The sequence below is a fragment of the Nocardia yamanashiensis NBRC 100130 genome (assembly GCF_001613325.1).
GTDB lineage: Bacteria > Actinomycetota > Actinomycetes > Mycobacteriales > Mycobacteriaceae > Nocardia > Nocardia yamanashiensis.
This window is the reverse complement of the sequence record NZ_BDCD01000016.1, coordinates 288,489-314,141: the sequence shown is the minus strand read 5'-3', so window position 1 is coordinate 314,141 and position 25,653 is coordinate 288,489. Positions and strand designations below refer to the sequence as shown.

Here is a 25,653-nt window from a genome sequence, read left to right as displayed (position 1 = left end):
CGTCGTCGGCGTGGACAATGCCCGTGGTTGTTGCGGGTCAGCGGGTGGGGAGGCGGGCTACTGCGGCTCGGAGGATTACTTCGGCCATGGGGCAGTTCATTTCTCGGGTGCTGTCTATCCAGCTGATGATTACGGCGAGGGTTTCGGTGTTGGTGGTGGGGTCGAGGTATTCGCGGGTGCAGGTGGTGGTGGCTTCGGGGGTGTCGAGGTACATGCGGACGCCTTCGACGATTTTGGTTTCGGCGGGGGTGGGGGTGTAGATGCCGGTGCGGGAGAGGCGGATGGTGGCTTCTACGCCGCCGTCCCATACGCAGGAGTGGGCGTCGGAGATGGAGGGTTGGAGGGGGGTGGGGCCGATGGTTTTGGTTACTGCTTCGCGGGTGACGAGGGAGCAGGGGGTGAGGGTGGCGAAGGAGGTGGTGGGGCGGGGTGAGGTGGGGGCGGTGGTGAGGGTGCGGGCGAGGGTGGCGGCTATGGGATCTATTGGGGTGCAGTTCTTTACGGTGGCGGGCTGGCGGAGTTCGAGGGTGATGCCGGAGGTGGCGTCGGGTGCGGCGGCGGCGATGGAGCGGGAGCAGCGGGGGGCGGCGCCGGTGCGGAGGGCGATGCCGTCGACGAAGGATTGCTGCGGGGTGAAGCCGGTGAGGTGCTGGCCCAGGGTGAGTTCCAGTTCGTAGCCGGAGGCGGCGGCCAGGCAGCCCCAGCTGGGGGTTTCGGTGAGCTTCCAGGAGGATTTGGGGAGTGTGGCGGGCGACGCCGGGAAGGAATCGCCGAGGGCGGTGGTGAGCCAGGCGCACGCGTCGGTTCGGCGCAGCTGGTCGAGGGAGATGCCCGGGACCGGAGCGGGTTCGGTGCTGGGGGCCGGGTCGTCCCGGGTTACCGCGATGGCCGTGGCGGTGGCGGCGAGCAGGATCAGCGCCGCGACGCCGGCGGTTATGCGAAGCAGGGGTCTGGTGCGGGACAGCCGCCTGCGCATGGACCGGACCCCGGCGGTTCCGGATTCCGTTGTGCGACTGAGCGCTTCGGACAGGCGTGCACCCACGGCAGGCGGGGCTCCGGCGGTGGTGACGGTGGGCTGGGCGGCGACGAGCTGGTGAACTTGCTGTTCTTGTTCGTCGATGGCATTCAGAACCGAGGCAGGCCACGAGGCGGCCGTGGGATTACCGAGACCACGCAGGATCTGGGCGGGAGTCGGACGGGCGCCCGGATCGGGCCGCAGGCAGGTGGCGATCAGATCGTGCAGCGGCGCGGGAACCGATCGCAAGTCAGCAGCAGGCGATTCGCCGGTGGCGGCGTAAACGAGCACCGCACCGAGCGAATACACATCGGCCGCAGGCGTCGGCTCATAGCCGTGCCGCTGTTCGGGCGCCAGATAAGGGGTGTCGAGCGGCGGCATACCCGGCGGTGGCGGGATGCCGATCTCGGCCAACCGCACACTGTCACGGGTCAATCCGACGGTGTCGGGACGGACGCGCCGATGCACCAGCCCGGCCGCATGCACACTGTCGAGCGCGGCCGCCAGCCCGGCGGCGAGAGCCCGAACGGCGGGCACGGGCAACGCCCGATGACGGGCGACAATACTGTCCAGGCTGATGGCGGGCACGAATACCGATGATCGCCAAGGGTTTTCATCCTCGGAGTCGACATCGATGACCGTGGGATTCCCGGGCCCGCCGACCCGCATGGAAGCCAGCGCGTTCGCCCGCCACCGCGCCCGGAAATCCGGTTCGGACAGCAGCGGCGCACCCACGCGTTGCAGCACGTACACGCCCCCGTCCGGCCCGACACCGAGAAAGGTGCGGAACCCGGGCCCGGTGCCGAGCACGCCCAGCAGGCGATACGGCCCGATGCGCGGCGGATCCTCCGGGGTGATGGATTCGATGCTCATAATCTCGGCAGCTTCTTCAGAATGGGAGCGGCGATGGCGTCGGCGAGCTCACACGCGTCCTTCTCGGGCACCCGCCGCGAAATATAGTCCACGGCAACGATTTCCCCATTGCGCCCGGTCGTCGGCTGGGCGAGCACGATATAGGAACACCGCTGCGGCGAGCGATCCATATTGTAGGCATTCCGGCTGTCGACCGAGCGATACCCGCGCCCGCGCGCACCGGACCACGCGGGCCGCAGCCGTTCGTCGAAACTGAGCGTGAGCTCCCCGTCCCGGCCCGACAGCAGACAGCCGTGCGGCCCGGAAGTGGTGTAGACGGCGGGATCCCCGATCCCCGCCGGAGTGGTTCCGCGCTCGAACAACGTGCAAGGATCCAGGGCCAGCACGGAATTCGCGGGCAGCGCACGCAACGGCGGGTTCACCGACAGCCGATGCACGATCGCCCGCAGCGCCTTCTCCGCGGCCACGCACCCGTCCCCACTCGCCACCCGAACTCGCAGATTCACCGACAGCGGCAGCCCGCTCTGGGTGATGACATAACGATCACAGGTGGCGGCGGTGGCGGCCAGCCCCAGCACCGGCATCCACGCGATGGTGCTCCCGGTAGGCTCGTTCCGCGCCCGCACCGTCCCCACCGGATTGGCCACGGACAGCGTGTATTCCAGCTTCCGCCCGGCGGTATCGGTCATCCCGGTCGCGCACGCCATCGCCCCGTCCGCGGTCAGCTCGTCGACATAGGTGCCGAACTCTCCCAGCACCGCCGGCCCGAGCAGCTCGCACACGTCCAGACTGCGAATCTCCTTGTCCGTCAGCACAAGCGGCGGATCACTCATGGCGACGGCATGCCCCGGCACCGTCATATCCACCAGCAGGCTCGCCGCCAGCACCGCCACCACACCCACCGCCACTCCCACCACGATCCGGCGATACCAGGGCCGCATCCGTTTCCAGGGCCCGGCCGATTCGGCCGGCCCGTCGGCCCACCGCACCGCCTCCATCCGGAATTCCTCGATCCGCCGCCGCACCGGCCCCGGCCACACCGGATCGGCCGGAATCCGCTCGGCCGCGTCCAGCACCTGTGCGGGCGTAGGCCGCAGCGCCGCATCGGGATTCAGGCAGGCGGCGATCAGCTCGCGCATCTCCACCGGCACCGCACCCAGATCCGCCGTACCGTGCAGCGGCCCCGCCGACCCGAACGGAATCGACCCGGTCGCCGCCATCACCAGCACCGACCCGAGCGAGAACACATCCGACGCCATGGTCAGCGACTGCCCGCCCGCCTGTTCGGGCGACATGTAGGCGGGCGACCCGATCCGCACCCCCGCCATGGTCAGCGCCACATCGGTTTCCAGCGCCAGCGCGATCCCGAAGTCGATGACGCGCGGCCCTTCGGCGGTGAGCAGCACATTGCTCGGTTTGAGATCGCGATGCACCACCTCGGTGCGATGGATCTCCAGCAGCGCCGACGCCAGCCCGACCGCCAGCAGCTTCAACCCCGGCAACGGCAGTTTGCCGTAGCTGTCGAGCATCTCCTGCAAGGTCGGACCGGCGATGAATTCCGTTGCCAGCCAGGGCCGATCGCAGTCGATGTCGTACCCGACCACACCCGCCGTGTACGCCCCGGTGACCCGTTTGGACGCTTCGATCTCGCGCCGGAAGCGCGCATGGAACGTCACGTCCCCCGCGAGCTCCCGGTGGATCAGCTTGATGGCCACCAACCGCCCGTCCGGTCCCCGCCCCAGCAGCACCTCCCCCATGGCCCCGTGCCCGATCACCGCCAGCACCCGGTAGCGGCCCAGTTGCTTCGGCACGTGCCGACCCCGGGGTTTCATCGTCGCGCCTCCCTCGCCGATGTCATCGATTCTCCCTCGAGAGCGCCGCCTGCGCCGCCGCCATCTGCCGCACGGGCACTTCCTGATTGCCGTTGATCCGCCACACGTACGCCCCGTGCCGCAGCAGGCAGGCGTAGTGCCGGGCCTCGATCACGCGGGCGTCGGGTTGCGTGGCTCGGTAGCAGGACACGCCGGTGACGCCCGCGCCCGCGTCCATGCTCTCGTAACCCGTTGCCGTCAGCTCGCTTTCGATGGCGTGCTGCAACGAGTCGGCGGCATCGCCGTCCTCGGCGCGAAAGAGCTGGTTGTTGTGCGCCACCGCCACCGCGTCGACCTTGAATTCCCGGTACTCCGACAGCCGCTGCGACGGCCGGTCCAGCAGCAGGGCGTAGGCGCGCGGCCCGTACACCGCGAATTCCAGCTTGTCCGGGGTATTCGTCCCGGTCCGCACCAGATCGGTGAGCAGTTCGTCCGGATCCATCTTCAGGTTCGGCAGGTCGGCCGAGCGCGTGGGCACGAACCCGGACAGACCGCTCACCTGTTCCTTGACGGTCCGGTCCAGCATGTCGACCAGCTGGCTGGCGCGCGCGTTCTCGAACTTGGCGTTGACGACCAGCACCAGGGATTTCCACGTGGTCCAGGCGGTCGCGATCTTCACTCGTGATTGCCAGTATCCTTGCGCGGCAGGCACATTGGGAATGGCAAGCAGGCTGTTCCCGGCCTCGGACCCGAAGTCGGCGGCCGCCATGGCCTGCGCCGCCGCCACCGCCAGCTCGTCACTGGGCAGCGCCAGCACGGTGACGGTCAGCGACTTCCCGGGCTGCTGTCCGAGCTGCGCGGAATTCCCGGCCACGGCGCTGTACCCGCCCAGCACCTCGAACGGCTGCAAGGCCGTGCGGGCGGCGGGCGAGAGCGGCCCGGACGCGCCGGCATGATCCACGATCACCCCGCCGCCGCGCCCGTGGGCGAGGTCGGAATCGATCTGCTGTGCGAACACCAGGCGCTCGCCGATCCGCAACGACTCCACCAGGATCCCGCGTGCGACGCTCGCCTTGCCGTCGTAATCGGCCGCCGCCCGGGCCGTCGAATAGGGCCCGAGATCCGGTGCGGGCGTGGCTTCCCCGCACCCGCTCACCCCGAGCACCAGGCTGGTCAGCACCGCCAGTCCGCGCGCGCGATATCGCCGCCCCCGCATACCGTTCATGCTATTTCTTCGGCAGCCGCGCAATGGCGGCGGTGAGCACCGAGGTCGCCGTAGCGCATTGCGATCCGTCCTGTTTGTCCGAAATAACCAGGGCTGTCACGGTTTCCACATAGGTTTCGTCGATGGCCCGGAACCGATAGAGCCGCTGGCAATGCATGGCCGAATCGAAACTGTTCGGTTGTTCGATGACAATGCCGTTGTCCAGCTCCACCACCTCACCGCGAGTGACCACATCCACTTGGCGCGGCAGCTCCAATTGCAACTCCACCGACGTCCCACCCCGCCACACACAGCCGTGCGCTTCCGGGATGCCGGGTCCGGCCGCGCCCGCCGTGGTGATCTCCGAATCGGTGAGCAGCGCACAGGGATCGACCACCGCCAGCGATCGAGCGTCGGCGGCGGCCGGTCGCGCGGACAGCGTCGCGGTGAGCCGATCGAGAATGTGCCGGGCCAGCAGGCACTCACCGCTGCCCGAGGTCACGACGGTGACCCCCCAGCGCTGCTCCGTGCTCCCATTGGCCACCGCGAACGCGCATTCGGTGCCGCGCCGGATCAGCTCGAACCCATTGACTTCGGCGCCGGTGGCGGCGAACCGGTCCACGCTCTGCCCGATTTCGACCGCGAATTGATCGCCACCGGAACTGGCGATGCACCCCCACGTCACCGTCGGGCCCCACCGCCACGCCGCGATATCGCGTTTGGCCCCGGAGGAAGCCGTCACCACCTCCGCGGGCAAGACCGGGCCGAGGGCCTGCTTCAACCAGCCGCACATATCCGTGGTCCGCAGCTCGGCCAGCGCGGGCAGGGCGCCGCTCGCGCCGTCCCCGGCCGGGCCGTCGCGCAGGAACACCACCGCCCCGCCGATCACCGCGATCACCACCGCCGCCAGCGCCCCCAGCACCAGTCCCCGCCGCCTGCGCGGCCTGATCGTGCCGCCGTGGGCGGCCGCCGGGTGCAACGGCGCGGGCACCGCGGGCACGATCACCTGGGTCGCGTCGGGATCGGTGGTGAAGGCGCGCAAGCGTTGCGCCTGTTCCTCGATGGCGCGGTGGATCAGCGGCGGCCAGGGCTGCGATCGCACCGACAGCACCCCGAGATGGTCGAGGATCTGCGCCGGCGTCGGCCGCGCCGCCGGATCCTTGCGCAGGCAGGCCCCGACCAGATCCCGGAGCTCCACCGGCACCCGTTCCAGCCGCGGTTTGTCATTGACCACATTGGCCAGAATCTGCGCCGGCAGCGAGGCCGCGAACGGATTCACCCCGGTGGCAGCGCAATACAGCAGCGTGCCGAGGGAGAAGATATCGCTGGCCGAGGTGATCTGCTGGCGGGTCGCCTGCTCCGGCGACATGTACGACACGCTGCCCACCACGCCGACGCCGGTCAGCTCCCCCGCGTCGCCCACCATTTGCGCGATGCCGAAGTCGATGACGCGCGGCCCGTCGGCGGCCAGAATCACATTGGCGGGCTTGAGATCCCGGTGCACCAGTCCGGCGTCGTGAATCGAATGCAATGCGGACGCCAGCCCCGAGGCGAGCGTGCGCAGCGCCGAGACCGGGAGCGGCCCGAAGTTCTCGACGGCTTTGTCGAGTGCGACGCCCGGAATGAAAACCGATGCGAGCCAGGGCGTGTCCCCGGCCGTGGAATAGTCGATGACGGCCGCCGCGAAGGCCCCGGAGACGCGCGCGGAAATGGTGACCTCATTGGCGAACCGGTCCCGGTATTCCTGATTGCCGAGCAAATGCGCGTGAATCTGTTTGATGGCGACGAAACGACCGTCCGGGCCGATGCCGAGCAGCACCCGGCCCATTCCGCCCCTGCCGAGGACACCCAGTATCCGATAGCGACCGACCTGGGCCGGTTCATCTGCCGCCAGCGGCTCGAGCAATTACCCATCTCCCCGACACGCGTCGCACCCGTCCCACCGGCGAAACGACCGCTTACCCGGGGTATTCGACCGCTTACAACGAGTCCGATGGAAAATCTAACACCAACGATCCTCCGGCACACCCGGATTGCAATGGCCTCGTTCAGGGCCGGGCGGGTCACGGCACCGATCGGGTGACGGCCGCCAGCGCCACGGTGACCTCGTGCGGCCCGCGATTGCGCAGGCGCGCCGCGATATGCCCGTCCGGCCGCACCAGCAGCGCTTCCTCCGGTTCGAGTTCGTAGCTGATCGCGTGCGCGCCGGGCAGCGTCTCGACGTGCAATGGCCATGGCGCGCTAGCGGTTTGCGTCCAGCGCGCCGGTTCGGGCGCGAGCAGGGTGAACCATTCGCCGAGGGTGTCGAGGGTGGAGCGGCCGGGGCCCAGCCAGCGGTGCGGCAGCCGGTCGCCGGGCCCGGCGGTGGGCAGGTAGTCGGTGCCGGGATCGGGCGCGGCGCCGGTGACGCCGAGCACCGCGGCCGAGCGATAGCTGACGCCGAGCACCAGGCCGAGCTGCGCGAAAAACCGTTCCGACCAAGGCAGTTCGACGTGTTCGGGGGTCGGTTCCCGGCTGCGCAGCTGTTCACCCCGCTTGTCCTGGACGTCGAAGGCCAGCCGGGCGTTGGCGACCGCCTGCCGCAGCGTCCGCTGGGCGACCGGTAGTCGTTCCGGCTCATAGGTTTCCAGCAGTTCCGGCCCCGCCCAACCGCGCAGTACGCCCGCGAGCTTCCAGCACAGGTTGTGCACGTCGCCGATGCCCGCGTTCATGCCCATTCCGCCGGTGATCGGAACCGCGTGCGCGGCATCGCCGGCGAGCAGGATGCGCCCGTGCCGGAACCGCTCGGCCACGAAGGCGTTCATCATCCAGTGCTGTACGCGCAGCACTTCGATCTTCGCGTCGACGCGCGGCCCGAGCGCCCGCAGCACATGCGCGGCCCAGTCCGTGCGCAGCGGATTCGCCGGGGTCCGCCCGAACCAGGCCCACCCGCCCTCGGGGTACAGCGGCGCGACGGTGCCGTACGCGGTGAAATACAGCCCGGCCGGATGCGCGGCGCAGCAGTCGCGCAGATCGGCATCGAACACGACGGTGGTCAGCTCGGCCATGGTGCCCGGGCCGGTCGTGCCGATATCGAGTCCTTGCCGCACAGTGGAATTCGCGCCGTCGGCGGCGAGCAGATAGCGCGCCCGCACCTGTGTCCGGATCCCGGCCCGGCGCTCGACCAGCCCCGCGGTCACCCCGTCCTCGTCCACCGCCAGCTCCACCAGTTCCACCCCGAACCGCACCGGCGTGCGCGCGGCCGCGATGAGCGTCGGCTCCAGCCGGTCCTGCGAGGTGATGGTGCCGATGACCGGGCTCTCCGCAATCGGCGCATCGATCCCCACCATGGCCGCCGCCGCGAAATCCTGCTCGCACAGGGTGTCCCGGAACCGGATGCGCCCGTACTCGCGCGCGAACCCGCGCTCGCTCACGGTCGCGGCGATGCCGAGTTGCCGGAAGATCTCCATCGAGCGCACATTCACCAGCCGCGACCGCGGAAAAGGCGATAGCTCAGTATGTTTCTCGATCAACAGCACTCGCACACCCCAGCGCTCCAAGAGCGCCCGCGCCGTCAACCCGACCGGCCCGCCACCGACGATCAATACCTCTACCTCGACGTTCGCTGCGGCCATGCCGAGCTCCTCGCGGTCGATACGCCCCGTCCGAAGCTCCAGTTTCGCACTTCACCCCGACCGCGGCGCAGGCATTTCGGCAGATCGCCCCGGGTTCACCGGCCGCGCGCCGGGAACATTTCCTGCGCCTTGGTTTTCACGCCCTGCGCGACCAGATGCCAGCCGCCCGGATCCCCGCGCAGCACCGCCTCGGTCACCGCCTTCAGCTGGTCCCAGGTGGCGTGCGGCGGAATCGGCGGCACCTCCGGATCGGTGTGGAAGTCCAGCACCACCGGATGATCGGCGGCGAGCGCGGCATCCCAGGCCGGGCCGATCTGATCGGGATGGTCGATGGTGAACCCGCCCAGCCCGGCACTGCGCGCGAATTCGGCGTAGTCGATATCCGGAAGCGTTTGCGATTCCTCGAATTTCGGCGCGCCGCCCATGGCGCGCAGCTCCCAGGTGACCTGATTGAGGTCGTTGTTGTGGAAGACGCACACGATCAGGCGCGGATCGGACCAGCGCTGCCGGTAGCGCTGCACGGTGAGCAGTTCGGCCATCCCGTTCATCTGCATGGCGCCGTCTCCTACCAGCGCGATGGCCGGCCGATCGGGATGGGCGAATTTGGCGCCGATGGCGTACGGCACGCCGCAGCCCATGCTGGCCAGGGTGCCCGACAGCGATCCGCGCATCGCGCCCCGGAACCGCAGGAAGCGCGCGTACCAGTTGGTGGAGGACCCGGAATCGGCGGTCACGATGGCATCCTCGGGCAGCCGCCGCGACAGCTCCCACACCACCCGCATGGGATTGACCGGCTTGGCCTCGAGCATGGCCTGCCGTTCCAGGGTCTGCCACCAGCGCGCCACGCTCTCCTCGAGCTCGTTGCGCCAGGCCCGGTCCGGGCGGGGCGTGAGCAGCGGAATCAGGCGCGCCAGGGTGGGCTTGGCGGCGCCGACCAGGTTCACCTCGGTCGGATACCGCATCCCGATCATGGTGCCGTCGATATCGATCTGCACTGCGCGCGCCTGCCCGAACTCGGGCAGGAACTGGGTGTAGGGGAAGTTCGAGCCGACGATGAGCAGGGTGTCGCATTCATGCATGAGCTCGTAGCTGGGCCGGCTGCCGAGCAGTCCGATCGGACCGGTCACGAACGACAGGTCGTCGGAGAGAATATCCTTGCCCAGCAAGGCTTTCGCCACCCCCGCACCGGTGAGTTCGGCGACCGCGACGACTTCGTCCACCGCGTCGCGCGCCCCCTGCCCGATCAGGATGGCCACCCGCGAGCCCGCGTTCAGGATCTCCGCGGCCCGCCGGATCTCGCTTTCCGGCGCGATGACCAGCGGGGCCGCCAGTTCGCCGGGCGGACTCGAGGGCACCTGCCGGAAGGCGTGCTCGGGCGGGGAGTAGGTCTCTTCCTGCAGATCGGCGGGCAGGATCACCGCGGTCGGGGCCCGCCGCGTCCACGCCGTCCGGAACGCCCGGTCGACGGCATTGGGCAGCTGGCTCGGCACATTGACCTCCACCAGGTATTCCGAGGCCACGTCCTCGAGCAGCACCCGCAGGTTCACCTCCTGCTGATAGCTGCCGCCGACCGCGCCGCGCGCGGTCTGCCCGACGATCGCCACCACCGGCACATGGTCCAGCTTGGCGTCGTAGAGCCCGTTCAGCAGATGGATCGCGCCCGGCCCCGAGGTCGCCGCGCACACGCCCACCGCGCCGCTGAACTTCGCGTAGCCGGTGGCCGCGAATGCGGCCATCTCCTCATGTCTGGTCTGCACGAACGCGGGCCGGTCGCCCGCGCGACCGAAGGCGGCGATGAGACCGTTGATGCCGTCGCCGGGATAACCGAAGACCTGTTCGACGCCCCATTCCCGTAGTCGCGCCACGACATGATCGCCGACCTGCTCGCTCATGCTCTCTCCCAGCTGTGGTGTTCCTCGTCGCCTCCCGGTCGCTGCCGCGATACCCGCGCAGTCACCACCGCAAACGCCCGCGGGATCGGTGTGCGGGTGCGGCGAACGGGTAGAGCCCGGGACAGGAGGTAAAGGAAAAATGGTGGAAATGCCAGGGAATCCGGGATCCAAGGGGTCCCCGGTGTCCAATCTGACCGGGCTGGGCGTCGACCAGTTGCGGGCGGTCGTGCGTGAGCAGACCGAGCGCGCGGTGCGCGAAACCATCGGGCGCATGCCGCAATTCGGGGCGCGGGCCAAACTGAACGCCACGGCGGCGCTGCTCGGGCTGTACGGCGGCGGCGCGGTGGTCGCGGCGGTGATCCTGCTGCTGGCGCTGGCCCTGCCGGACTGGGTGGCGGCGGTGCTGGTCGGCATCGTGCTGCTGGTCGCGGCGGCGGTGGTCCGGGCGCAGGCGAAAGCGAAGACTAGCGGGGCAGCAGCGGACCCAGCGGACCCAGATCGATATTCAAATCCGCTGGGCTGAGCCCGAAATGGGCGCTCAGCTCGTCCATGGCCGCGGCCAGCCGCATCAGGGTCGTGCCGATCTGTTCGATCTGCTGATCGGACAGGTCGCCGACCTCGATGCGCCGCAGGGCCTGCCGTTCCATCAACTGCCGCAGCAGTTCGACGATGGTGAGCACCAGGGTGGCCAGACCGCGCTCCACGGTGGCCGGATCCAGTTCGATGCGTTCACTCGGAGTGGCCGGTTCGGGCATGGTCAACCTTCCAGGAGGTTCGCGACGGAGGTGATCAGCGTGCGCAACGAGATGTGGACCAGTTCCACGTCGGCGATGGAGAGGGTGATATCGCCGGAGATCACCACCCCGCCCGCCAGCACGCGATCGAGCAGGTCGATGAGCGCGATCTCCCGGTCGCGGTAGTGCGCGAGGCCGGAATCGTCCAGCGCGGGTGTGATCCGGTGCGGTTCGCTCATCACAGATCGCCCGCGCCGGCGACGAACGAATACGGCAGCCACGGCCCGGTCTGCTCCACGATCAGCAGCGGATGGTCCGCCAATCTGTTCGCCGCGCCCCGGAATTCACCGATCCGCGCGTGCTCGACCAGATAGGCGGCATTGAGCAGCATCGGGGTGTCGCGGCCGGTGAGCGCGCGATCGGTGACGGGCCGGCGACGGGCGGCCACCGCGTACGGGCACAGCTCGCGGAACAGTTCGGCGGCGGCCAGGTCGGCGGCATCGCGTTCGGTGCGGTCGCGGTGCAGCGATTCCCGGCGCAGCTTCAGGTATTCGGCGCCGGAGGTGGCCCGCGGCATGCGATCCGGATCACCGCGGTGTGCTTGAAAAGCTTTGACGCCCAGTTCGATTCGTCCCTCGACGAGTGACAGCGCACGGTCGAGATCGGCCCGCCGGTCGCTCAGCAGCCGGCGCACGCCCTCGTCGTCGCCGCACAGCACCGCGAGCCGCACCGGCACCACGGCCCGGCCGTCGGCCACCGCCTCGATGACGGCATTGTGGGCGTCGGCGGTGGCGGCCAGCCAATCGAAGTCGTTCAGGTTGCGCTGCAAGGCCTCCGCGCCGAAACGGTCCACCGGTACGGTGCCCACCACCGCGGTCAGGCCGGCGGCCGTGACGCCCCGGGTCGCCTCGCCGCCCACCCCGGCGGGTGTGCGCGCGACATCGTCCCCGCGCTGCACCGCGTACACCCACACCACATGCTCACTTCCCATCGCCTTCCTCCAGTTCGGCCAGGCGCTGCCGCAAAAGCTCGTTCTCCGAACGCAATTCGTCCAGCGCCTCGGCGTCCGGCCGCGGCGTCACCGCCCGGTCCCCGCGCAGCCACGGATCGCGCTCCCACCAGTCGATGCCGACCTCGCGCGCCGTCTCCAGCGACGCCACCACCAAGCGCAGCTTGATGGTGAGCAGTTCGATATCCAGCAGGTTCACCCGGATGTCCCCCGCGATGACCAGACCCTTGTCGAGCACCCTTTCCAGAATGTCGCCGAGATTCGCCGGTTCGGAACCGCCGCGCGCCTGATTCGCCGGGTAACGGCCGGAAGACAGGGTCATCGCCGATCGTCTCCGATCACGCAGCGCTTGCCGCGCCGGATCCGGCGGTAGGACAACAGATTTCCGCTCGTGTCCAGGTCCACCTGGTACAGCGCGAGTATGTCCTCCGACGACGGGATGTGGGTGTCCTCCAGCACTTCCACCTCCACCTGCCAGCCGTCATCGACGGGCTGCACACCGGTGGCGCCCAGGATCTCCTTGCCGGTCAGTTCCGCGATGTGCCGCACCCCGGCCCCGGCGGCCGCGGCGGCGGACAGCCGTTCACGGGAACCCGATTCAGTGGCCACCGCCGCTTCCCTTCCGATTGAGCAGCCGGCTCAGCACCTCCTGCTCGGCGCGCTGGTATTCCGCTTCGTCGAGCTGTCCGGCGGCCCGTGCCCGCTCCAGTTCGTCGAGCTGCCGCCGGATGGCGGTCATGCCGTACAGCTCCTTGTCGACCTCCTCGGCCAGCACCCGGGCCAGCGCCACCACGCCGCGCACGGGCAGCAGCGGCAGGCCGAGCAGGGTGCCGATCACGATGCGTCCGGCCCCTCGGCGGCCACGAAATCCCAAGCGGCGAGCGGGCCCACGACCCGCAGGTCGACGCGGCCGCGCCACTGCTCGGCCAGATCGCCGATCAGCCGCATGAGTTCGTCCTGTTTCGCCACCGGCACCAGCACCGCGATATCGGCGACCTCCTCCTCGTGGGTGGGCGGCCGCAGCGCCAGATGCTCGGTGAACGCCTGCAACGCCTGCACCAGCACCTCGCCGTCCACCTGTCGCTTGTATTCCAGTGCGGCATTGATGGTTTCGCCCAGTGCGATGCGGGCGTCGCGGCTCAGTTCGGGCGGGGCGGTGCGGATGGTCTCGCGCAGTTCGGCGGCCTGCCGGTTCTCGGCGAGGATCTCGCGCAGCACCGCGTCCTCGACGTACTGCCCCTTCACCAGATATTCGGCGAGGCCGGACAATTCGTCCAGGGCGCGCCGGAAGCGATCGGCGTTGGGTTCGAGCAGTTCCCGCTCCACTTCCTCGGCGGCGCTCAGCGCCGCGCCGAAACGCACCGGAATGACCGGCATCTCGGCGACCAGGCTGTCGACCACCCGGGAGAAGGCCTGCAGATCCTCGGCCCGGTCCAGCGGCTGATCGGCCGGGACCTCGCTCACCAGCGCCGCGATCCGGCCGTGTTTGACCGTGCGCACCGGTGCGGGCGTGCGTCCGATGCCGTCCACCTCCGGTTCCGCGTCCGCGGGCACGATGCCGTAGATCAGCAGCGCGGTATTCGGATCGGCTTGATTACCAGTGTTTTCGGCGGTGCTCATGATTGGGTCTTCCGGCGGGTCGTGGTCCTGGGCTTGGCCTGTTCCTTCTCTTTGTCCTCGTCCTTACCGGAGCCGAGCGCGCCGAGAATCTGCTGCCCGGCGGCCTCCAGCAATTCCTTCGCGTCGCCCTTGTTGTCCTGCAACGCTCCCGACAGCTGCTTGGTCGCCGATTCCACGGCTTCCTTGGCGGTGGAGGCTTTTCCGCCCGACGCCACATCCTTGACCACGTCCGGCAAGCCGGGTTTCTGGTCCTGCGCGGCGATATCGAGCCGATTCACCGCCTCCGCGAAGCGCAGATAGGTATCGACGCTGGCCACCACCACGCGCGCGTCGATGGTCAGGATCTCGATGCCGACCAGCGAGACACGCACATACGCGTCGATCACGAGGCCCTTGTCCAGGATCGTGTCGAGCACCTCGGCCAGGCTGCTGGCGTTCGGCCTGCCGACGCCGCCACCTCCGCCGCGGGGTTGAAGTGCGGTTGTCATTTGTATCCAACTCCTTGTTCCGTTCTCTATCGGCCGCCTACCCGCTCCGGCCGCGGCTATGCCCCAATTGCCAGGTTTCTCAGCTCGTTTCGGGCCGGATGTGACGGGTAGGTCGAGCAACGGACCGTCCGTGGTCCACCGAGTAGGAGGAATGACATGAGTGCCACCGACAAGGCCAAGAACAAGGCCGAGGAAGTCAAGGGCAAGGCCAAGGAGAAGCTCGGCCAGGTGACCGGCGATGCCGATCAGGAGCAGCGCGGGCGGGGCGATCAGGCCAAGTCGGACGTCAAGGACGCCGGCGAGAAGGTCAAGGACGCTTTCAAGCACTGACCGCCGAATGGACGTGATGCCGGGGCGCCGTACTGGCGCCCCGGCTCATTCGTGATGGGCGGCCGCTAGCGGACGGACCAGTCGGGTTGGCTTCAGTCGGCCGCGCAAGGTCACCGATTCACCTGCCGCCCAATGGATTCGCTCGCGCGGACCGGCCGCCGCGACCGTGGCTGCCGAGGTCAGCACCCGATCGGGTTCGGCCTTGGCGAGTTCGCACAGGCGGGCGGCCTCGTTGACGGCATCGCCGATCACGGTGAACTCGTAGCGCTGATGCGCGCCCACATTGCCCGCCACCACCCGGCCCGCGGCGACGCCGATACTCGCGTCGATTTCGATTGCGCCGGTGGACAATCGGTGGCGAATGCGGCGGGCGGCGGTCAGCGCCGCACCGGCGGCGTCCAGCAGCGGCGCGGGGGTGCCGAACACGGCGAGCGCGGCATCGCCTTCGAATTTGTTGAGCAGCCCGCCCTGCCGTTCCACCTCGTCGACGACGATGCCGAAGAATTCGTTGAGCAGCGCCACGATCTCGGTGGCGGGCCGGGTGGCGGTCATGGTGGTGGAGCCGATGATGTCGATGAACAGTGCGGCCGCGTCGGTTTCGATGCCGGTGAGTTCGGGCGGGCCGGCCAGGGCGGCCTCGGCGACATCATGGCCGACATGGCGGCCGAACAGGTCCCGGACGCGTTCGCGCTCACGCAATCCCGCGACGGTGTGGTTGAAACCGCTTTGCAGTTCGCCCAGTTCGGTGCCGTCGTAGACGGTGACGGCCACTTCGAGGTCGCCGTCCTCGACGCGGCGCAGGGCATTGCGGACGCCGCGGATCGGGGCGACGGTGGCGGCGAGCGTCTGAATCTGCAACAGCAGGCCGAAGACCAGCGTGGCGCCGCCCAGGGCCAGTACGCACACCGCGAGGCGGGCGGTGCTCACGTCGGCATCGGTGAGGGCGAGCACGCCGACCGCCATGAGCAGCGCGATCGGGGTGCCGGATCCGACCAGCCAGACCAGCACCGAGCGGCCGAAGACGCCGATGCCCCGGCGGCGGCGGGCGGTGCCGGCTTCCAGCACCCGGGCGGTCACCGGGCGCAGCGCGAATTCCGCGATCAGGTAGCTGTAGGCGCACACCACGATGGCGCTGAAACCCATGCCCAGCACGATCTTCGCGACGAAGGCCAGATCGTGGCGGGCGTAGAGCGGGGTGAGCACGGCCAGTCCGCCCAGCCACAGCGCGGCCTGCAGGAAGGTGAGCCGCCGGGGCACCGCGGTCGCGGCGGCCTGTTCGGCGGGGGTGGGAATCCGGTCCGGATCGGTGGACCAGCGCAGCGTGCGCAGCGCCCACGCGGTGCCGATGGCCAGTCCGGCCAGGCTGGCGACCAGGCCGTAGACGGGCGCGGCCACGAAGTTCAGCAGCACCAGTTCGCGGGTGAGCACGCTCGGGCCGGGCAGCACGAAGGCGATCAGCACGCTCGCCACCGCGACGCCGATCATGTTCGCCACCACCACCGGAACGGTCAGCAGCACCTGCACCCGCACCCGCCGGCGCAGCGCGCCCTCGTCCGCGGGTCCGAGCCAGCGCGAACCCCACGGCTCGGGGCCCAGGGCTGCTGAGGTCACCTCGCTGTCGGCCACCTCAGCAGCGTAGGCCAGCGATCTTGGTCAATGCCGGTGGCTGGCCGGGCTGCGATGCGCCGGGCCGTGCGAGTCCTCGCAGTGCGCGTCGGCGGTATCCCCGACCTGCAGCAATTCGGGCGTGGCGTGATCGACCTGGAGGGTGGCGTGCTCGATGTGGAACTCGTCGTCCAGGAGTTTCGCCAGTTCGGTCCGGGCCTTGTGGCAGTCGCGGCCGGGTTCGACCAGCACGTGCGCGGACAAAGCCGGTGAGCCCGAGGTGATTTCCCAGATGTGCAGGTCGTGCACCTCGACGATGGAATCGACCGCCGCCATGGCCGCGCCGACCTCGGCCGGATCCAGATTCGCCGGGGCGGCCTCGAGGAAGATGCGGCTGGAGGCGCGCACCAGTTCGATGCCGGCCTTGACCATGAGCACGACCACCACCAGCGTCGCGATGCCGTCCGCCCGGGCGAAACCGGTGAGCAGGATGATCACGCCCGCCACCGCGGTGGCGATGAAGGCGAACAGATCGTTGAGGATGTGCTGGTAGGCGCCTTCGACATTGAGGCTGGTGCGGTTGGCGCGGCTGATCATCCAACTGGCCGCCACGTTCACCACGATGCCGATGAGCGCGGTCACCAGCACCAGGCCGCCGGTCACCTCGGGCGGATCGATCAGGCGGCGGATGGCCTCGTAGGTGAGCCAGGCCGCCAGCAAGAGCAGCGTGAGGCCGTTGGCCTGGGCGGACAGGATCTCCGCGCGTTTCCAGCCGTAGGTCATGCGCCCGGCGGCGGGACGGGCCGCGAGCCGGATGGCCCACAGCGCCAGCACGATCGAGGCCGCGTCGGTGAGCATGTGCGCGGCGTCCGACAGCAGGGCCAGGGAGCTGGCCATGATGCCGACCACGACCTCGCCGAGCATGAAGACGACGATCAGCGCGAGCGCGCCCGACAGCCAGCGCTTGTCGCTGTCGGCGGTCGCGCCGTGTGAGTGCCCGCCGTGGCCACCGTGGCCGTGCTCGTGCGAATGTCCCGCGCCCATCCCTCGTCTCCTTCGTCAGACCGACGACCACCATATGCACGGATTGCTATCTATGCAATAGTTTGCCAGGGTACGAGCCGAGCGGCCGTTCCCGGCACGGGTAGGGTCGCCGACGTCGTTGTCCATAGCCGGCGGGCCCGCCCGTCACCGTTCGAAAGACTCGTGTCCATTGTCCCCGCATGCCTCCGATCCCACCCGTCGCGCCGTTCTGGGCGGCGCCGCCGGTCTCACCGTCGCGGCGATCGCGGGGTGCGGCCCCGGTCAGGCGGCCGAGCAGACCGGCGAGGGTCCGTTCACGGTCGCGGCCGCGGATATCCCGGTGGGCGGCGGCAAGGTCTTCAAGGACCGGGCGACCGTGGTCACCCAGCCGAATCCCGGTGAGTTCCATGCCTTTTCGGCCAAATGCACGCATCGTGGCTGCCTGGTTCGCGATATCGCCAAGGGCAAGATCCTGTGCCCCTGCCACGGTAGCGCATTCGCCGTGGCCGATGGCTCGGTCGCGCTCGGACCGGCCGAACACCCCCTCGCGGCCCGGACGGTCACGGTCGCGGGCGCGGAGCTGCGGATCTCCTGACAGCTCCGCCCCGCGCGCGGGGTCAGCGCAGTCGATGCCGGCCGCCGGGAGGGGTCTCCCCCGGCCAGACGCTGGGCACCGGCAATTCGAGGGTGGGGTGGTCCAGGACGCCCTTCAGATGCTCGAAGAAGGCGTCCACCGTGCCGTACCGAGCGAAGATCTCGCTCAGCAGTCGTTCCACATTCGAGGTCATGACCAGCTCGTCCACTGTAACCCCTTCTCCCGGAACCGATTCGGTAGAGACATCCAGTTCTTGCCCACGCCAGGATCGCGTCCCGGTACCCGGGACCGCCGATCACTGTAACCAGGCGGACCCGATACTCCCCGGCACCACTCATGACGAATAGTGCCAACCATTCGGTTACAAAGGATCAGATCAGGGCGCGCTGCTTGTGCAGGCGGCGGCGCACGTCGGCCATCATCGACCGGGTGCCCGCGTTCCGGAGGAAACGCGGGATGAAGCGGTTCACGAATCCGACGAACAGGAAGAGGTTCTCGAACCGGCGCTGATCGAGAGCGGTCCACTCGACGCCCAGCTGCTGCCGGAAGTACGGCGGCAAGTAGCCAGCGGTGAGGAAACGCAGCAGGCCGCCGAACACCACGCGCAGATACCAGTGGATCATGCGCAGGTGCAGCAGGTCGTCGATGAAGGCCCGGATCTTGGCGTCGGCGGTCACTTCCCGGCACGCCCGGTTCCAGTACACGTCGAAGTCGGCGCGGGTGGCCGGCCACATCTCCGCGGTCACCTGCAAGGTGGTGCCCAAGGTCGAGGAGGTCGAATAGAACGCCTCGGCCTGTTCGGCGTTCATCTTGCCGTTGAGCAGCTGATAGGAATCCTCGAAGCCGATGTACAGGCAGGCCGCGACCCACAGCTGCAACTCACGGTCGAAGGCGTTGTACTTCACCGCCGCGCCCGGCTCGGACCGCACCTGCCGGTGCGCCACGTTCACCGCTTCCCGGAAGGCCAGCTTCTCCTCGGGCGTACCGAGAATGGCGACCGCGAGATAGGAAGCGGTGGTGCGCAGGCGCTTCCACGGGTGCACCATGAGCGCCCCGGATTCCACCTTGCTGTCCGCGACCCCGTGCCCGACGCCCGGGCGCGCCATCTGCATGGCCACATTCGCCGCCGCCCCGGAGAACTGCCAGAAGTCCAGGGCGTCTTCGAGTTTCGGGGGCCTTTTCGTACCGGTGCGATGAATGCCCGGAATGTGGATGCGCGTCTGCTCGAGGGTCAGCGGCGGATGCCCGCCGGGCCCGGACGAATCGAGGGGCTGCGCTGCCGCCGATGTCATGTGGATCCTTTCTCAGGGTGACCATCGGCTATGTTACTCAAGATTCTCGCTCTTCAGAACCCATTTCCGGGGAAAACAATGCGAAAGTCGGCGCCCGCGCCGGGGCGGTCGAGGAGTTGGATCCGGGCGTCGTGGGCGGTGAGCACGGCGGCCACGATGGCCAGGCCCAGACCGGAACCGCCGGTGCGCGAGCGGGCGGCGTCGGCGCGGTAGAAGCGGTCGAAGACGTGCGGGGCCTTGTCCGGGGGAATGCCGGGGCCGTCGTCGGACACCTCGATGAGGACGCAGTCGGTACCGGCGGGGAGGTCCGCGCCGGTTTCGGCCATCACTTCGGCGGGCGGCGGTTGCGGGGCGCGGGTGACGCGCACGTCGATGCGCGCGGTCGCGGGGGTGTGGACCAGGCCGTTGCCGACCAGATTGGTCAGCACCTGCCGCATGCGGTTCTCGTCGCCGACGACGTAGACCGGACCCTGGGGAATATGCACGCGGACACTGCGTTCCGGATGCCGGGCCAGGGCGTCGCGCACCACTTCGCCGGCGACGGCGGCGATATCGAACTCGGTCAGATCCAGGGGCCGCTGCTCGTCCAGGCGGGCCAGCAGCAGCAGGTCCTCGACCAGCACGCCCATCCGGGTGGCCTCGTTCTCGATACGGCGCATCATCATGGCCACCGCGTCCGGGTCGGCCGCGCCGCCGTGCCGATACAGTTCGGCGTAGCCGCGGATCGAGGTCAGCGGGGTGCGCAGTTCGTGGGAGGCGTCGGCGACGAAAAGCCGCAGCCGCGACTCGGATTCCGCGAGCCGGCCCATGGTGGTGGACAGTCGTTCCAGCATCACGTTGAAGGCGGTGCCGAGTTTGCCGACCTCGGTGTGGGTGTCGGTCTGCTCGACCCGGCGATCCAGCTCCCCGGCGGCGATGGCGTCGGCGGTGTGCTCGATACGCGACAGCGGGCGCAGCCCCACCCGCACCAGCCAGGCCGCCACCGCGACCATGAGCACCAGCAGCCCGGCGCCCGCGGCCAATTCGATGGTGCGCAGTTCCCGGATGGTCGCGTAGTAGCCGTCCAAGGGCATGATCACCGCCGCGGTGCCGCCCTCGGGCTGGAAGTCGTTGGCGGGCTGGGTGAAAGTGCGCACCCGCCAACGAGAATCGCTGCCGGTCTCGCCGACGGTGACCAGTTCATCACCCCGGGCGGTCACCGATGCCCGGTCCATGGGCGGTAGTCGCACCGGTGCGGTGCCGATGCCCAGGCGGCCCAGTTGCTTTCCGGCATTGTCGAAGAACAGGATCCGGAAGGTCGAGGGCAGACCGGCCTCGTCGTCGCCGGAGCTCGGGGGCGGCACCGGTGGGCGATCGGTCACCGACAGGTCGCGGGCCACCACGTTCAGCTGCCCGTCGATGCGGGACATTTCCGAGCGGGCCAGCATGGCGATGCCGAGCACCCCGAATCCGATCAGCCCGGCGACGGTGATGGCGAGCACCGCGACCAGCAGCCGGGTGCGTAAGGTCCAGCGCCGCAATCTCATCGGGACTCGTCGGGCGCGCGCAGGGTGTAGCCGACGCCGCGCACGGTGTGGATCAGCGGCGGGCGATCGGCGTCGAGTTTGCGGCGCACCTGGCTGATGAACGATTCCACCGCCCGGTCACTGCGGGCCTCGGTGGCCGTACCCCACACCCGGTCCAGGATCTGCGCCTTGCTGACCACCGTGCCCGCATTGACCAGGAGGTAGCGCAACAGGCTGAATTCGGTGGCGGACAGCACGATCGGCGTGCCGGCCCGGTGCACGGTGTGAGCGCCGACGTCGAGCACTACATCGGCGTAACGCAGCACGTCGGCGGGTTCGACGTCCGAGCCTTTCGTGCGGCGCAGGATTCCCCGCAGACGCAGGATCACCTCCTCGAGGCTGAACGGTTTGCTGACGTAATCGTCGCCCCCGGCGTTCAGGCCGGCTATCCGGTCCTGCACCGCATCCCGGGCGGTCAAGAACAGCACCGGCACATTATTGCCCGAATCCCGCAGCCGCCGCGCGACCGCGAAACCATCCATATCCGGCAGCATCACGTCCAGCACCACCACGTCCAGCCCGTGCGCGGCCGCCGCCAGCGCCGAGCGCCCGTCCACCGCGGTGCGCACCTCGAAGCCGTTCATCCGCAGCGCGGAGGTGAGCAGATCCAGGATGTAGGGCTCGTCATCGACCACCAGAACGGTCGGCGCGGCGGCGGGGCGATCGATCACGGACCTCACCATAGACACACCGGGCCATGGCTTGCCTGGAGGTAGCTGGGCGCGCCCGCGTTCGGTCCGCCGCAGTGCGTCGAGGCCGCCGCCGCCCGGTTCAGCGGGGCAGACTCACTGTGAAGGTGGCGCCCTCGCCGGGTTCGCTGTGTGCCGCGACCGTGCCATGGTGCGCGGCCACCAGGGCGGCGACGATGGACAGGCCCAGGCCGGTGCCGCCGCTGGCACGGGTGCGGGAGGCGTCGCCGCGGTAGAAGCGTTCGAACACCCGGCTCGCGTCCGCCGGTAGCCCTGGGCCTTCGTCGGCGACCTCGATCCGGACGTGGTCGGGAAAAGGGGTCAGCCGCACCGTGATCGACGCCTCGGCGGGGGTGTGGGTGAGGGCGTTGCCCACCAGGTTGGCCAGGATCTGGCGGAGGCGGGCTTCGTCGCCGGGGACCTGGAGCGAGCCCTCGCCCGCGCGGACCTCGAGTTCGATGGAGCGTTCCGGGCCGGCGTCCGAGTCGTCGCGGTGGGCCGCGAGCGCGCGGGCGTTGTGCACGGCGTCGCCGGCGATGGCCAAGAGGTCCACCGGCTTTCGATCGAGCGGGCGCTGGGCGTCGAGGCGCGCGAGCATGAGCAGATCCTCGACCAGCACACCCATGCGGGCGGCCTCGCCTTCGATGCGTGCCAGTACCGCCGCGGCATCGGTGCTCGCGCCCTGCCGATAGAGCTCGGCGAATCCGCGAATGGTGGTGAGCGGGGTGCGTAGTTCGTGGCTGGCGTCGGCGACGAATTGCCGCATGGTCTGCTCGGATCGGCGCGCGGCTTCCTCCGAGGCCTCGGTCGCGGCCACCCCGTGCTGGATGCGTGTGAGCATTTCGTTGAGCGAACGGGCCAGATGATCGACCTCGGTATCGACCCCGCGCACCGGCACCCGCCGATGCAGATCCCCGCCCGCGATGGCGGCGGCCGTGTCCTCCACCTCGCGCAGCGGGCGCAGGGTGTGCCGCACCACCAGGTATCCGCCGACCGCCAGGATCAGCAGAGCCGTTGCGCCGGTGCCGAGTTCGAAGTAGATGAGGCGCGATACCGTCTGCTGGTTCTCCGACAGCGGCAGCCCGATGGTGGTCGCGCCGTACTCGTTGGTGGTGGTCAGCACGCGCCATTTGGTGTTGCCGCCGATCGAGTCCACGGTCGTCGGCGCCGGCCAGCCGTGCCCGGCCAGATCGGGCAGGGATCCGCTCTTGTTGCCCGGAATCTCCGAATACGTCTGACCGCCAGGGCCTTTGCGCAGTTCGTAGAAGCGCCGCGGCTGATCCGAGGCCGACTTCACCAGATCCGGCGGCGTCGGCGCGTCCGCCGGCACCCAGAAGGTGCGCCCGTCGTCGGCGGTCAGCTGTTTCATCTGCCGCGGCTGCGCCCAGGTGCGGGCGGCATCGTAGAGCTGCTCGTCGGTGCGCTCGGTCAGCGACCGCGACAGCGCCGAGGTCAGCGCGACCCCGGAGGCCAGCAGCACCACGGTGGCCAGCGCCACCATCGCCACCACCAGTGCGATGCGCAGCGGCATCGCCGAAATCCGGCGCGCCACCGCGGATTTCACGGTCACGGACGACCCGGCCGCGGCGGGCGCAGCGTGTAACCGACACCGCGCAAGGTGTGCAACAGCTTGGGCTCTCCGGTGTCGATCTTGCGACGCAGATACGACACGTACGACTCGACCACCCCGGCATCGCCGCCGAAGTCGTAGTGCCACACGTGATCCAGGATCTTGCGCTTGCTGAGCACCTTGCCCGCGTTCAGCATGAAATAGCGCAGCAGCGTGAACTCGGTGGGCGACAAGGAGACCGGCTGCCCGGCCTTCCGGACCTCGCGGCTGTCGTCGTCCAATTCGATATCGCCGACGCACAGGCGCGGGGAGCCGCCCGGCTCGGCGACGCCGTGCGCGCGCCGCAGCACCGCGCGCAGCCGGGCGATCACCTCTTCCAGGCTGAACGGTTTGGCCACATAGTCGTCCGCGCCGAGCGAGAGCCCGGTGAGCCGGTCGTCGACGTCGTCGCGCGCGGTGAGGAACAGCACCGGCACGTCGACGCCGTCCGAGCGCAGCCGGCGCAGCATGCCGAACCCGTCCATGCCCGGCATCATGACATCCGCGATCAGCGCGTCGGGGCGGAAGCCGCGCACCTTGTCCAGCCCGTCGGCCCCGGACACCGCGGTCGCGACCTCGAAGCCCTGGAATCGCAGGCTCGCCGCCAGCAGGTCCACGATCATCGGTTCGTCGTCCACGACGAGGATGCGCGCCTCCGGAGTTTCATTGCCCATACCACCATGGTGAGCGGCCGACACCCCGCGCTACCTCCGAGCCGGCTGGGCGTTTGCTGTGAACCGGCCGGGTGCGCGGCGCGCGGATCGGCATGGCGTAGGCCATAATTCGACATCTTCGTGAGCCAGCTCATACTATTTCGAAACACAACTGGTTCACTATCGAGGTTCTCATGCGACGACGCCGCCTGCTCGCCACCCTGAGTGCCCTGGCCACGGTCCTGGGCACCGCGACCATTTTCGCCCCGGCACCCAGCCGCGCCGAAACCGATTGTCCCGCACTGTTCGTCGTGGCCATTCCCGGTACCTGGGAGACCAGCATGGACGGTCACACCCATGCGACGCCGGGCATGCTGTCGTTCGTCACCCGCGGCCTGCCGGACTCCATCCGGACCAATTACGTGAACTATCCGGCGACCGCCTTTCCCTGGGAGACGGGCGTGTACGGGCGGTCCAAGGCGGAGGCGATCGGCAATGCCCGGGCCATGATCGCGTCCATCGCCGACTCCTGCGCGGAGACCAAGATCGCGCTGCTGGGTTACAGCCAGGGTGCCGACGCGGCGGGCGATCTCGCGGCCGAGATCGGGACCGGCGAGGGCGTGGTGCCGCCGGACCGCATCGCCGCGGTGGGCCTGATGTCGGATCCGCGCCGCTCCCCCACCGATATTCAGATCGGACCGGAGACGCCCGGCGCGGGCGCGGGCGGCGCGCGTCCCGGCGGGTTCGGGCTGCTGGCCGATCGGGCGCGCACCATTTGCGCGGTCGGCGATCTCTATTGCGCCACCGCCACCGATGATTTCGTGACCCGCTTCGCCGGATTCGTCGCCCAGCTCTCGGATCCGACGCTCACCGAGCTCTGGCGCTACGAGATGGAGGCGGGCACGCTGATCACCGACCTGCGCAATGGCGGCGGCATCGTGCGGATGTTGCAGACGCAGTTCTCGGCCGAGGCCAATCGGGAACGCATCGCGATGTTCGAGGAGTTCTACAGCTCCCGCGTGCACACCAACTACCCCAGCTACGACGTCGGCGGCGAGACCGCGACGAAGTGGCTGCACAACTGGTTCGCGGGACTGGCGGTATGCCTCGAACCCAGCATTCCGACCGAACCCGGCGAGCCGAGCGAACCTACGGAGCCGAGCGAACGCACCGCCCTCAGCGAGTCGTGCGGGTGAGGAATTCCTGAGCGAGGGCGCGATATTGGTCCGCGCCCGACGACCGCGGCGCCCAGGTGGTGATGGGCTCCCCCGCGATGGTGGCATCCGGGAACCGGACCGTACGGGAGATGGCGGTCTCGTAGACGGCGTCGCCGAACACCTCGATCGCCCGGTCGCGGACCTGACGCGAATGCAGCAGCCGCCCGTCGTACATGGTGACGACGATGCCGTACAGCGCCAGCTTCGGATTGAGGCGATCGCGCACCTTGTCCATGGTGTCGGTCAGCAACGCCAGCCCGCGCAGTGAGAAGAACTCGCATTCCATCGGAATGATGACGCCGTCGGCGCAGGCCAGCGCATTGATGGTGAGCAGGCTCAGCGACGGCTGGCAGTCGATGAGGATGTAGTCGTAGCGATCGCGCACCGGTTCCAGCACCCGGCGCAGCGACTGTTCCCGGCCGACCTCGTTGACCAGCTGGATCTCGGCGGCCGAGAGGTCGATATTGCTGGGCAGCAGGTCCATTCCGGGCACCGAGGTTTTCATCAGCACCTCGTCGATGCCGGGCGCGGCGGGACCGAGCAGGTCGTAGATGGTCAGGTTGAGGTCGTTGACCGCCACCCCGAGTCCGGCCGAGAGCGCGCCCTGCGGATCGATGTCGACGAGCAGGACCCGCTGGCCGGATTCCGCAAGCGCGGCACCGAGATTGATGGTCGAAGTAGTTTTTCCGACGCCGCCCTTCTGGTTACAGAGTGCGACGATCTGCGCTTCGCCATTGTTTGCCGACATGTCGCCAGGGTAGTCGCATGACGCGCCAGCCTTGCGACACGCCGGTTGGGGTGTCGCTCACGAGATC

Annotated in this window: 27 protein-coding genes; 4 read left to right on the top strand and 23 right to left on the bottom strand. The window is 69.1% G+C overall.

Annotated elements, in window-relative coordinates; translation table 11 throughout:
* Positions 1-37 precede the first annotated feature (37 nt).
* From NY1_RS45105 to NY1_RS18015, 6 genes are all read right to left on the bottom strand, one after another.
* A complete protein-coding gene (locus NY1_RS45105) occupies positions 38-1,888 on the bottom strand; it encodes a serine/threonine protein kinase (protein ID WP_067714218.1) in 1,851 nt (616 codons plus the stop codon).
* A complete protein-coding gene (locus NY1_RS18035) occupies positions 1,885-3,720 on the bottom strand; it encodes a serine/threonine-protein kinase (protein ID WP_067714215.1) in 1,836 nt (611 codons plus the stop codon). The genes NY1_RS45105 and NY1_RS18035 overlap by 4 nt, the downstream gene beginning before the upstream one ends.
* Before the next feature lie 22 nt (positions 3,721-3,742).
* On the bottom strand, positions 3,743-4,915 hold the full coding sequence (locus tag NY1_RS18030) for a DUF7373 family lipoprotein (RefSeq protein WP_157762307.1): 1,173 nt from the start codon (positions 4,913-4,915) through the stop codon (positions 3,743-3,745).
* A gap of 10 nt (positions 4,916-4,925) precedes the next feature.
* Positions 4,926-6,809: a serine/threonine-protein kinase gene (locus tag NY1_RS18025; RefSeq protein ID WP_157762306.1), complete on the bottom strand. Its 1,884-nt coding sequence runs from the start codon at positions 6,807-6,809 to the stop codon at positions 4,926-4,928.
* 157 nt (positions 6,810-6,966) lie between these two features.
* Entirely contained in the window at positions 6,967-8,517 is a 1,551-nt protein-coding gene (locus NY1_RS18020; RefSeq protein WP_067714203.1) for an FAD-dependent monooxygenase, read from the bottom strand.
* 95 nt (positions 8,518-8,612) lie between these two features.
* The gene (locus NY1_RS18015; RefSeq protein ID WP_067714200.1) at positions 8,613-10,409 is read right to left on the bottom strand and encodes a thiamine pyrophosphate-requiring protein; all 1,797 of its coding nucleotides are present in this window, start codon (positions 10,407-10,409) and stop codon (positions 8,613-8,615) included.
* Positions 10,410-10,590: 181 nt separating this feature from the next.
* Here NY1_RS18015 and NY1_RS18010 point away from each other — a divergent pair, with 181 nt between their 5' ends.
* Complete coding sequence (locus NY1_RS18010; protein WP_233434372.1) at positions 10,591-10,932, top strand: phage holin family protein; 342 nt, start codon at positions 10,591-10,593, stop codon at positions 10,930-10,932.
* Here the strand turns inward: NY1_RS18010 and NY1_RS18005 are convergent.
* The 8 genes from NY1_RS18005 to gvpJ are packed head-to-tail and all read right to left on the bottom strand — an operon-like array spanning position 10,874 to position 14,260.
* On the bottom strand, positions 10,874-11,164 hold the full coding sequence (locus NY1_RS18005) for a gas vesicle protein K (RefSeq protein ID WP_067714194.1): 291 nt from the start codon (positions 11,162-11,164) through the stop codon (positions 10,874-10,876). The genes NY1_RS18010 and NY1_RS18005 overlap by 59 nt on opposite strands.
* Before the next feature lie 2 nt (positions 11,165-11,166).
* Positions 11,167-11,382 carry a gas vesicle protein gene (locus NY1_RS18000; protein ID WP_067714190.1) on the bottom strand — a complete coding sequence of 72 codons (216 nt, stop codon included), beginning with the start codon at positions 11,380-11,382 and terminating at the stop codon, positions 11,167-11,169.
* Entirely contained in the window at positions 11,382-12,134 is a 753-nt protein-coding gene (locus NY1_RS17995) for a GvpL/GvpF family gas vesicle protein (RefSeq protein ID WP_067714188.1), read from the bottom strand. Before NY1_RS17995 ends, NY1_RS18000 begins: the two co-directional genes overlap by 1 nt.
* A complete protein-coding gene (locus NY1_RS17990; protein WP_067714184.1) occupies positions 12,124-12,474 on the bottom strand; it encodes a gas vesicle protein in 351 nt (116 codons plus the stop codon). Before NY1_RS17990 ends, NY1_RS17995 begins: the two co-directional genes overlap by 11 nt.
* On the bottom strand, positions 12,471-12,761 hold the full coding sequence (gene gvpO / locus NY1_RS17985; RefSeq protein ID WP_067714181.1) for a gas vesicle protein GvpO: 291 nt from the start codon (positions 12,759-12,761) through the stop codon (positions 12,471-12,473). The genes NY1_RS17990 and gvpO overlap by 4 nt, the downstream gene beginning before the upstream one ends.
* Positions 12,751-12,990, bottom strand: a complete 240-nt coding sequence (ccmI, locus tag NY1_RS17980; RefSeq protein ID WP_169815365.1) for a c-type cytochrome biogenesis protein CcmI — start codon at positions 12,988-12,990, stop codon at positions 12,751-12,753. Before ccmI ends, gvpO begins: the two co-directional genes overlap by 11 nt.
* Entirely contained in the window at positions 12,987-13,772 is a 786-nt protein-coding gene (locus NY1_RS17975) for a GvpL/GvpF family gas vesicle protein (RefSeq protein WP_067714179.1), read from the bottom strand. The genes ccmI and NY1_RS17975 overlap by 4 nt, the downstream gene beginning before the upstream one ends.
* Positions 13,769-14,260 (bottom strand): gas vesicle protein GvpJ, encoded by a 492-nt coding sequence (gvpJ, locus tag NY1_RS17970; RefSeq protein WP_067714177.1) that lies wholly within the window; start codon positions 14,258-14,260, stop codon positions 13,769-13,771. Before gvpJ ends, NY1_RS17975 begins: the two co-directional genes overlap by 4 nt.
* Before the next feature lie 156 nt (positions 14,261-14,416).
* Between gvpJ and NY1_RS17965 the strand changes: the two genes are divergently transcribed.
* On the top strand, positions 14,417-14,590 hold the full coding sequence (locus NY1_RS17965; protein ID WP_067714175.1) for a CsbD family protein: 174 nt from the start codon (positions 14,417-14,419) through the stop codon (positions 14,588-14,590).
* Between the two features lie 45 nt (positions 14,591-14,635).
* Here the strand turns inward: NY1_RS17965 and NY1_RS17960 are convergent, their stop codons facing one another.
* A complete protein-coding gene (locus NY1_RS17960; protein ID WP_157762304.1) occupies positions 14,636-16,216 on the bottom strand; it encodes an adenylate/guanylate cyclase domain-containing protein in 1,581 nt (526 codons plus the stop codon).
* A 27-nt stretch (positions 16,217-16,243) separates the two neighbouring features.
* Complete coding sequence (locus tag NY1_RS17955; RefSeq protein WP_067714173.1) at positions 16,244-17,239, bottom strand: cation diffusion facilitator family transporter; 996 nt, start codon at positions 17,237-17,239, stop codon at positions 16,244-16,246.
* A 169-nt stretch (positions 17,240-17,408) separates the two neighbouring features.
* Between NY1_RS17955 and NY1_RS17950 the strand changes: the two genes are divergently transcribed.
* A complete protein-coding gene (locus NY1_RS17950; protein ID WP_067714171.1) occupies positions 17,409-17,813 on the top strand; it encodes a Rieske (2Fe-2S) protein in 405 nt (134 codons plus the stop codon).
* A 22-nt stretch (positions 17,814-17,835) separates the two neighbouring features.
* On the opposite strand, the gene NY1_RS17945 is transcribed toward NY1_RS17950, so the two are convergent.
* The 6 genes from NY1_RS17945 to NY1_RS17920 form a co-directional block, all read right to left on the bottom strand.
* Complete coding sequence (locus NY1_RS17945; protein ID WP_067714168.1) at positions 17,836-18,021, bottom strand: hypothetical protein; 186 nt, start codon at positions 18,019-18,021, stop codon at positions 17,836-17,838.
* A 163-nt stretch (positions 18,022-18,184) separates the two neighbouring features.
* Positions 18,185-19,105, bottom strand: coding sequence for an oxygenase MpaB family protein (locus NY1_RS17940; RefSeq protein ID WP_067714165.1), 921 nt, complete (start codon positions 19,103-19,105; stop codon positions 18,185-18,187).
* A gap of 53 nt (positions 19,106-19,158) precedes the next feature.
* A complete protein-coding gene (locus tag NY1_RS17935; RefSeq protein ID WP_067714162.1) occupies positions 19,159-20,631 on the bottom strand; it encodes a sensor histidine kinase in 1,473 nt (490 codons plus the stop codon).
* Positions 20,628-21,353, bottom strand: coding sequence for a response regulator transcription factor (locus NY1_RS17930; RefSeq protein WP_067714159.1), 726 nt, complete (start codon positions 21,351-21,353; stop codon positions 20,628-20,630). The genes NY1_RS17935 and NY1_RS17930 overlap by 4 nt, the downstream gene beginning before the upstream one ends.
* Before the next feature lie 88 nt (positions 21,354-21,441).
* Entirely contained in the window at positions 21,442-22,890 is a 1,449-nt protein-coding gene (locus NY1_RS17925) for a sensor histidine kinase (protein ID WP_067714553.1), read from the bottom strand.
* Positions 22,891-22,925: 35 nt separating this feature from the next.
* Complete coding sequence (locus NY1_RS17920) at positions 22,926-23,642, bottom strand: response regulator transcription factor (RefSeq protein ID WP_067714156.1); 717 nt, start codon at positions 23,640-23,642, stop codon at positions 22,926-22,928.
* Between the two features lie 173 nt (positions 23,643-23,815).
* Between NY1_RS17920 and NY1_RS17915 the strand changes: the two genes are divergently transcribed.
* Positions 23,816-24,817, top strand: coding sequence for a cutinase family protein (locus NY1_RS17915; protein WP_067714153.1), 1,002 nt, complete (start codon positions 23,816-23,818; stop codon positions 24,815-24,817).
* On the opposite strand, the gene NY1_RS17910 is transcribed toward NY1_RS17915, so the two are convergent.
* On the bottom strand, positions 24,798-25,586 hold the full coding sequence (locus NY1_RS17910; RefSeq protein WP_084535069.1) for a ParA family protein: 789 nt from the start codon (positions 25,584-25,586) through the stop codon (positions 24,798-24,800). The two genes, NY1_RS17915 and NY1_RS17910, sit on opposite strands and share 20 nt — an antisense overlap.
* Positions 25,587-25,653: the final 67 nt, after the last annotated feature.

Bases quoted from the DNA above. Each gene is read 5' to 3' on its own strand.
- NY1_RS45105 (WP_067714218.1), bottom strand. From the start codon at position 1,888: ATGAGCATCGAATCCATCACCCCGGAGGATCCGCCGCGCATCGGGCCG.
- NY1_RS18035 (WP_067714215.1), bottom strand. From the start codon at position 3,720: ATGAAACCCCGGGGTCGGCACGTGCCGAAGCAACTGGGCCGCTACCGG.
- NY1_RS18030 (WP_157762307.1), bottom strand. From the start codon at position 4,915: ATGCGGGGGCGGCGATATCGCGCGCGCGGACTGGCGGTGCTGACCAGC.
- NY1_RS18020 (WP_067714203.1), bottom strand. From the start codon at position 8,517: ATGGCCGCAGCGAACGTCGAGGTAGAGGTATTGATCGTCGGTGGCGGG.
- NY1_RS18015 (WP_067714200.1), bottom strand. From the start codon at position 10,409: ATGAGCGAGCAGGTCGGCGATCATGTCGTGGCGCGACTACGGGAATGG.
- NY1_RS18005 (WP_067714194.1), bottom strand. From the start codon at position 11,164: ATGCCCGAACCGGCCACTCCGAGTGAACGCATCGAACTGGATCCGGCC.
- NY1_RS18000 (WP_067714190.1), bottom strand. From the start codon at position 11,382: ATGAGCGAACCGCACCGGATCACACCCGCGCTGGACGATTCCGGCCTC.
- NY1_RS17995 (WP_067714188.1), bottom strand. From the start codon at position 12,134: ATGGGAAGTGAGCATGTGGTGTGGGTGTACGCGGTGCAGCGCGGGGAC.
- NY1_RS17990 (WP_067714184.1), bottom strand. From the start codon at position 12,474: ATGACCCTGTCTTCCGGCCGTTACCCGGCGAATCAGGCGCGCGGCGGT.
- NY1_RS17975 (WP_067714179.1), bottom strand. From the start codon at position 13,772: ATGAGCACCGCCGAAAACACTGGTAATCAAGCCGATCCGAATACCGCG.
- gvpJ (WP_067714177.1), bottom strand. From the start codon at position 14,260: ATGACAACCGCACTTCAACCCCGCGGCGGAGGTGGCGGCGTCGGCAGG.
- NY1_RS17965 (WP_067714175.1), top strand. From the start codon at position 14,417: ATGAGTGCCACCGACAAGGCCAAGAACAAGGCCGAGGAAGTCAAGGGC.
- NY1_RS17955 (WP_067714173.1), bottom strand. From the start codon at position 17,239: ATGGGCGCGGGACATTCGCACGAGCACGGCCACGGTGGCCACGGCGGG.
- NY1_RS17940 (WP_067714165.1), bottom strand. From the start codon at position 19,105: ATGACATCGGCGGCAGCGCAGCCCCTCGATTCGTCCGGGCCCGGCGGG.
- NY1_RS17935 (WP_067714162.1), bottom strand. From the start codon at position 20,631: ATGAGATTGCGGCGCTGGACCTTACGCACCCGGCTGCTGGTCGCGGTG.
- NY1_RS17930 (WP_067714159.1), bottom strand. From the start codon at position 21,353: ATGGTGAGGTCCGTGATCGATCGCCCCGCCGCCGCGCCGACCGTTCTG.
- NY1_RS17925 (WP_067714553.1), bottom strand. From the start codon at position 22,890: ATGCCGCTGCGCATCGCACTGGTGGTGGCGATGGTGGCGCTGGCCACC.
- NY1_RS17920 (WP_067714156.1), bottom strand. From the start codon at position 23,642: ATGGGCAATGAAACTCCGGAGGCGCGCATCCTCGTCGTGGACGACGAA.
- NY1_RS17915 (WP_067714153.1), top strand. From the start codon at position 23,816: ATGCGACGACGCCGCCTGCTCGCCACCCTGAGTGCCCTGGCCACGGTC.
- NY1_RS17910 (WP_084535069.1), bottom strand. From the start codon at position 25,586: ATGTCGGCAAACAATGGCGAAGCGCAGATCGTCGCACTCTGTAACCAG.